This is a genomic window from Dolichospermum circinale AWQC310F (genome assembly GCF_000426925.1).
GTDB lineage: Bacteria > Cyanobacteriota > Cyanobacteriia > Cyanobacteriales > Nostocaceae > Dolichospermum > Dolichospermum circinale.
The window spans coordinates 90,293-97,103 of the sequence record NZ_KE384670.1 but is presented as its reverse complement, the minus strand read 5'-3'; the positions used below and the strand labels follow the sequence as shown (position 1 = coordinate 97,103).

The following is a 6,811-nucleotide window of genomic DNA, read 5'->3' as shown; positions in this document are numbered from 1 at the left end:
CTGTTCCCTGTTCCCTGTTCCCTGTTCCCTGTTCCCTGTTCCCTGTTCCCTGTTCCCTGTCACCTGTCACCTGTAACCTGTCACCTTTAACCTGTCACCTGTTCCCTTACTTAAGAATCTGTGTTAATGCTGGTTGTAAGTTAGGATACTGATACTGAAAGCCTGATGCTAAAGTCCGTTGGGGTAAGACTTGCTGCCCTTCTAATACCACTTTTGCCCCATCTCCTAACATCGCTTCCAAAGCAAAAGCAGGTACAGGTAACCAGGAAGGACGATTCATCACTTGACCCATAGTTGTACTTAATTCTGTCATCCTGACGGGATGGGGAGCGGTAGCATTATATACTCCGCTCATTGTGGGTTGGGTTAAAGCTTGGATAATTAAACTGACAATATCATCTAAATGAATCCAGGAAAACCACTGACGACCACTACCAATGGGTCCACCAGCAAAGAGTTTAAAAGGGGTAATCATTTTCCCTAAAGCACCACCATTCCCTAAAACAATGCCTAAACGCAAAATCACTAAACGGACACCAGTATCTTTAACTTTCTCAGCTTCTTTTTCCCATTCTTTGCAGACTTGGGAGAGAAAATCTTGACCAGGGGGACTATTCTCATCAAAGATTGCTGTTTCGCTAGTTCCGTAGTAACCAATAGCAGAAGCATTAACTAATACATTTGGTCGAGGATTGATTTTAGTTATGGCTGCGACAATTTTCTCTGTACTCAGTTTGCGACTGTTGAGAAGTTCCTGTTTCCGTTCTGGTGTCCACCGTTCTTCTGCAATGGGTTCTCCTGCTAAATTCACTACTCCATCACAACCTACTATAGTATCTTGCCACGGACCTGATACGGTGGGGGTATAGGCAATAATTTCTAAATTAGGAAAAGCCGAAGCCGGAAAAACCTTTTGGGCAAATGTGACATTCCGTGTTAACACAATGACTTTATGACCTTCTGTGTATAGTCTTTCTACTAGCCGACTACCCACAAATCCTGTTGCACCACTAATCGCTATTTTCATTTTGCCTGTTTTTGATGAGAAATTACGCTAAAAACCTGGGAATTGAAGCCTCTAGAAAAGTTTGAGAATTTTGGTATCTTTTAATTTAACGTCAATTGTGAGTAGGCCATGGTGGCTATCGGTTTAGAGCCAACCTCCTTAAAAAAATTGAATTTGTGACAACACTGACAGAACTAAAGGCCATTAGTGCTGCTGCACTGGACGGACTGAGATTAAAACCCCAGCTAGGTAATAGTACACCAGCAGCTAGGGGAATACCTATTGTATTATAAGCAAAAGCCCAAAATAAATTTTGGCGGATAGTATTAAAAGTCGCTTGACTGAGGTGAATGGCTTTGACAACATCGGTCAGGGAATTTCGCATTAAGATAATTTCGGCGGTTTCCATGGCGACATCTGTGCCAGAATGTAAAGCGATGCCTACATCGGCCTGTGATAAAGCTGGAGCATCATTAATACCGTCTCCGACCATAGCAACCAATGATTTGCTTTTTCCAGACTGAAGAGATTGAATCATAGCAGCTTTTTGGGCTGGGGGGATACCTGCTATGATATCAGTGTTATTTATTCCTAGTTGTTTAGCGATCGCTGTGGCTGCCTCTATTCTATCACCACTAAGCAACATCACCCGCAAACCCATCTGATGTAATTTATCTACTGCGGTTTGAGCATCTGGTCTGAGGGTATCACTCACGGCAATTAATCCGATTAAAATGCCATCTACAGCCACACCTATGACAGTTTTTCCCGCTTTGGCTAATTTATTTCCCTGTTCTTGTGCTGTTTCGTTAATATCAATTTGGTGATAATTAAACCATTCCCAGTTACCTAAAAGCACATTTTTACCCTCCACCACAGCGGACACACCCATACCAGGTTCAGTATGGAAGTCTACAGCATTGGGAATGGTTAGATATTGGCGTTTGGCCTCTTCTTGGATGGCTGTAGCTAGGGGATGATAAGTACCGCTTTCTACCGCCGCTGCTAGTTGAATCAATGATAGTTCTAAAGTTGATTCGGTAATGGATATACAATCTGTCACCGTGGGTTTACCTGTGGTGAGAGTTCCGGTTTTATCAAAAACTATAGTGTCTAATTTATGAACTTTTTCTAAAACATCACCACCTTTAATTAATAATCCCCTTTCTGCACCTACACCAGTACCCACCAGAATAGCTGTGGGGGTAGCTAGTCCTAAAGCACAGGGACAAGCAACTACCATGACAGCGATCGCTAATTTTAGACTAATTAATAGTGAATAATACTCAGTATGGGGGACTAAATGCTGGGGATGATGTCCCATATTGTGAGCCATTTCCATTGTCCCAGCTATGGTAATATCTGGCCATAAGTGAGTTCCCCACAAATACCAAAATCCAAAGGTGAAAAAAGCCGCTGCTAAGACACCGTAGGTAAAATAACCAGCCACCGTATCCGCTAATTTCTGTACTGGAGCTTTACGAGTTTGGGCCGCTTCTACTAAAGCCACGATTTGGGCTAGAGTAGTATCATCACCTGTGCGGGTGGCTTGAATAGCGATCGCTCCTGACTGATTTAAAGTTCCCCCAGTGACAATATCTCCTGGTTGTTTAATTACGGGTACTGATTCCCCGGTTAACATTGATTCATCTATGGTAGTTTGTCCAAAACGAACCTCACCATCAACGGGAATTTTATCACCTGGTAGCACCTGTAACCATTCACCTACCCGCACCTGTTCCGCCGGAATTTCGATAATATTTGCACCAGCAATTAATTTTTCTGGTTCTGGGTTAATAATTAACCGGGCTGTTTGCGGAGAAAGGGCTAATAATTGGCGAAATGCTTTAGCTGCGCGGAGTCTAGCCTGTTTTTCTAAGGTTCTCCCCAAAAGAATAAAACCTAGCATCATTACTGGTTCATCAAAGAAGCATTCCCAACCCATTTGGGGAAACAATAGAGCTACTAAACTGGCAATATAAGCTGTAAGCGTTCCCAAACCAATCAGGGTATTCATATTGGGCGCACCTCGTCGCCAACCTAACCAACCTTCCACTAAAATTGGTCTACCAGGAATAATAATTGCTATGGTAGCTAGTCCACAATGAAACCAGATGTTATTTAAAATAGGTAAAATTGCACCAATATTACCAAAATGACCAATTCCTGATAAAAATAGTAACAAGCCAGCGACTACTAACTGTCTAATTATAGACTGCATTTCTTGGCGCTGTCTTGAAGCGGGGTTGGGGGAAGCAGCAGATTGATCACCTGCGCTTTTAGCTGTACGTAGTTGACTGGGAAATCCTGTGGCTGTTAACCTCTGAATTAGTGTATCTGCATCTACAGCACCAGGTTCTATTTCTACTACTGCAACTTCCGTTGTTAAGTTCACACAGACGCTTTTAACCCCTAGATGCTGAATAAGCTGTTTTTCTACCGCATTAACGCAGCCACCACATTTCATCCCCCCAACATCTAAAATAATTTTCTCACTAGTTAGTATTTTTGGGGAGAGAGTAGATTCCGGGAACTGGTTTTTTTGATTTAGTTGCATGATAGGTTTTTACATTCACTCTTCTTGGTTGGACACTTGACAACCAGTGTCTCTACCTTGAGATTAGGGGAAAATCTGCACTTGAGGCGAGGGAAAAAATATTAAGTTTCTTTAGATCCTAACTTTTCGACAAAAATCCCCGATATATCTTGATCCCAAACATCATAGTTTTGTCCTGGTAGTGTAAATTATAGCCGTTAACTGTAATGGCAACATCAAAATCAGGCTTTTCCAAAAATAATTTATTTCCCAATCTGATACTACGCTAAAATATCCCGTGCTCATCATTAGCAGGATGAGTAAGTGCTTATGTTTATGTTTGAGAATTTGCATATCAATTTACTTGATAAAAAATCCTAGAACCAAGCTTGTTTATTCACAAAGTAGGTATTAATAAATTCTTCCGGGGGTTTATTTAAGTAAATCATAGCTTCAATCAAACCAACCAATTGCATTATTATTAATGTAAATCCATAGGTGAGAGAGCCACCAACAACGGAAATTGCTAACATAATAAAACCTTCCGATGTGTAACCAAGAATAAATTTATGTAAACCAAAACCACCGAAAACAATTCCCGCATAACCAGCTAACAGTTGTTTGGTAGCATAGGAGGGGTTAATATTAGTCATGGCTATTCTCCTTGATGTCTAAATTATAAAATTTACGGAATTGATCATTGATCATTAGATAATTCTTTTTTAAAGATGACTCCTGTATGATTCAAATAATCATAAAATATAGCAAATTTGGCAAAAAATATTGTCTATCATATCACATTCATGGCGGGTAATGATTACCCGGAAAAAGTCATTGCTACGACAATATAGATTTTTATACCTATCTGTTTTTGTCAGATCCGGATTATTTTTGAACGAACAGTTAAGAAGTTACACAAAACTCTCTCAATTTGTTATAGATATAGTTTTATACTATAATTGGGTTAGGGGTTCTCGAACTCAAAAGCAACGCTGTTAGCGTTTCCGACGCTATCCGTCAAAATATAGAACATCAAGAATCAATATTTATTAAATATTTTGTGAATAATTCAACAAAATAAACGTATTTACAGCATTTTTCGGCAATTTAAACCACACTAAGAGCAAATATGTTTGTAGGGACAAGAACTATTAATAGCAATTAAAACTCGCCGGGTACTCACAGTAATCAAAGCGCCTAACTTCAATAACAATGTACTCTTTCCTGCTAATGTCAATGGTTCATTTTCTTGATCAATTCTTTTTCCTAACGCTAGTCCAAACATTGGATCATGACGTAATTCTTCGTGGTCGTTTAAGTCTTCGTATCCCATGATTAAGCCATATATCCGTTGTGCTAGTAGGCTTTCTATTGGATGTAATGTCTTATTTGGTTTTCGGTAGTCTTGGAAACCCAAAGCTAACCGTGATGTTATTTGCAATTTTCTGTCTATCTCTTGAGAAGTTACTCCGAAAAAATCGCTTTTGTTCAATTAAAAATAAGGTGCGTTACATTTCATTAACGCACCCTACAAGATCTACAAGATCGGCTGAAATTCGCTGTAAGTAAAGTTTAAGGTCGGATGCAGCGATTTGTTAGACATCATAAACTGTCAATAAACTCTTCGACTGTGACTTGCGCTTGTTTGAGAATTCCACTTAATGTACCAACCTTCAATTCCCGATGCACAGGGACGACACAACCAATTTCACCATCTTCGGTTTCTTTCTTGATCACAACATGACTGCCTGTTTGACGAACTTGCTCGAAGCCTAAGCGTTCAAGCGCTCGAATTGCCTCTTTACTTGAGATTCGTGGCAGCTTAGGCATAATTAACCTCAATACTGGTAACAAATCTCAAAGATGTTTCTGGTAAGGAAAATTCCTCTAGGTAAAGCCGTGTGGCTTCTTTCAAACCAGCGATCGCCTGCTCGATCGTTTCCCCTTGATCTACTGTGCCAACTTCTGGACATTCAGCAATGTAAACATCATCTTCTTTGTACAAAATAACTGTAAAGATGCGATTTTTCATCGTCTCTTATCCTCTAAAGCTTGCTCTGAAAATTATAACATCACTGTTCCCTATCGCACTTTAGTCAATCTAACCTAAGAGCGATCGCACTGATATGATTTTGACTTTCTCTTGAGAAGTTACTCCGAAAAAATCGCTTTTGTTCAATTAAAAATAAGGTGCGTTAATGAAATGTAACGCACCCTACAGGCTACAAATTTAACTGGATTTGAGTGGCTTTTGTTTCTATAATTTTTTCCGCACTTTTTAATACTTCTAATCCTAATCTAATATTTAATCTTTGCTGATTTTCAATTATATCTTTAACCGTGACAATTTGGATTTTATCGTAAGTTTGAGTAAAGTATTTATTTTGATAAAATCCGGCTTTTTTAGCTGTGGTAATCATATCTTTAGTTGGATTGTCTAAGGTAATAAATATAGCAATACTGGCATTTTCTAAAGTCATTGTTCCTAATAAGTCTCTGATATCTTTTGATTGAACTTTACCTGATTTGACTTGAACAATAATTTTTTCTTGTTTTCCTTGATCTCCATTAAAATAAGCTGTTCCATCAATTCCTTCATCTTTTCCTTTTTTGGTATTAATCACTGCGCGATTATTACTATAGGTTAAAATTGCCCATTTTTCAAATTCTTTACGAGTGCGATCGTCTTGTTTTTGAGAAAGGGCGATCGCGCTTTCTACATCTTTAGGAATACCATGTAAGTTAATATTAGTTAATACTTCTTTACCAAAACTATCTTCTAATCTTTTTAAGATTAAACTTACAGCACTTCCCGGTGTTATAAGGTACATATTTAGCGGGCAAGATGCCGGCACCACAAGGGTTTCATGATTCAACTTTGTACCTCATCAGAGCGGAAAACGCTGTATACTTTGATAAGTAATATCTATTCCGATCCATTGACGATTTAATTTTTGTGCAACTGCAACTGTTGTACCACATCCACAATAGGCATCTAATATGATCTCATTTTCATGAGAACTTGCTTTTATTATTTTTTCTAATAATGCTTCTGGTTTTTGGGTAGGATAACCTAAACGTTCTCTTGAAACCTGATTAATAGGTGAAATGTTCCAGTAATCAACTTCCATTTTACCATCTTTAAGATAGTGACGATAAACTAGATCTGGATGTGTTTTTTCCCATTCTTAATTAACATCTCTATGTCCTTTAATGGGACTATATTTTATAAATTTACCCATTAATCTATACTGGCATTTTTCATCTTC

Annotated in this window: 6 protein-coding genes and 2 pseudogenes; all 8 read right to left on the bottom strand. The window is 38.7% G+C overall.

Translation table 11 applies throughout. The features are described 5' to 3' along the window. Nucleotides 1-106 precede the first annotated feature (106 nt). Nucleotides 107-1,027 carry a thylakoid membrane protein ThyD gene (gene thyD, locus ACIR310F_RS0105930; RefSeq protein ID WP_028083013.1) on the bottom strand — a complete coding sequence of 307 codons (921 nt, stop codon included), beginning with the start codon at nucleotides 1,025-1,027 and terminating at the stop codon, nucleotides 107-109. A 115-nt stretch (nucleotides 1,028-1,142) separates the two neighbouring features. Then, on the bottom strand, nucleotides 1,143-3,563 hold the full coding sequence (locus tag ACIR310F_RS0105925) for a heavy metal translocating P-type ATPase (RefSeq protein WP_028083012.1): 2,421 nt from the start codon (nucleotides 3,561-3,563) through the stop codon (nucleotides 1,143-1,145). Nucleotides 3,564-3,919: 356 nt separating this feature from the next. Then, on the bottom strand, nucleotides 3,920-4,195 hold the full coding sequence (locus tag ACIR310F_RS0105920; protein WP_028083011.1) for a TM2 domain-containing protein: 276 nt from the start codon (nucleotides 4,193-4,195) through the stop codon (nucleotides 3,920-3,922). Nucleotides 4,196-4,752: 557 nt separating this feature from the next. Next, nucleotides 4,753-4,998, bottom strand: a pseudogene (locus tag ACIR310F_RS21730) (transposase); the annotation flags it as partial. Nucleotides 4,999-5,144: 146 nt separating this feature from the next. After that, on the bottom strand, nucleotides 5,145-5,372 hold the full coding sequence (locus ACIR310F_RS0105910) for a type II toxin-antitoxin system HicA family toxin (protein WP_028083009.1): 228 nt from the start codon (nucleotides 5,370-5,372) through the stop codon (nucleotides 5,145-5,147). Then, nucleotides 5,365-5,574, bottom strand: coding sequence for a type II toxin-antitoxin system HicB family antitoxin (locus ACIR310F_RS0105905; protein ID WP_028083008.1), 210 nt, complete (start codon nucleotides 5,572-5,574; stop codon nucleotides 5,365-5,367). The genes ACIR310F_RS0105910 and ACIR310F_RS0105905 overlap by 8 nt, the downstream gene beginning before the upstream one ends. A gap of 190 nt (nucleotides 5,575-5,764) precedes the next feature. Next, complete coding sequence (locus tag ACIR310F_RS23555; RefSeq protein WP_051289489.1) at nucleotides 5,765-6,373, bottom strand: restriction endonuclease; 609 nt, start codon at nucleotides 6,371-6,373, stop codon at nucleotides 5,765-5,767. A gap of 57 nt (nucleotides 6,374-6,430) precedes the next feature. Then, a pseudogene (locus tag ACIR310F_RS23550) lies at nucleotides 6,431-6,679 on the bottom strand (DNA methyltransferase); the annotation flags it as partial. Between the last annotated feature and the right edge of the window lie 132 nt (nucleotides 6,680-6,811).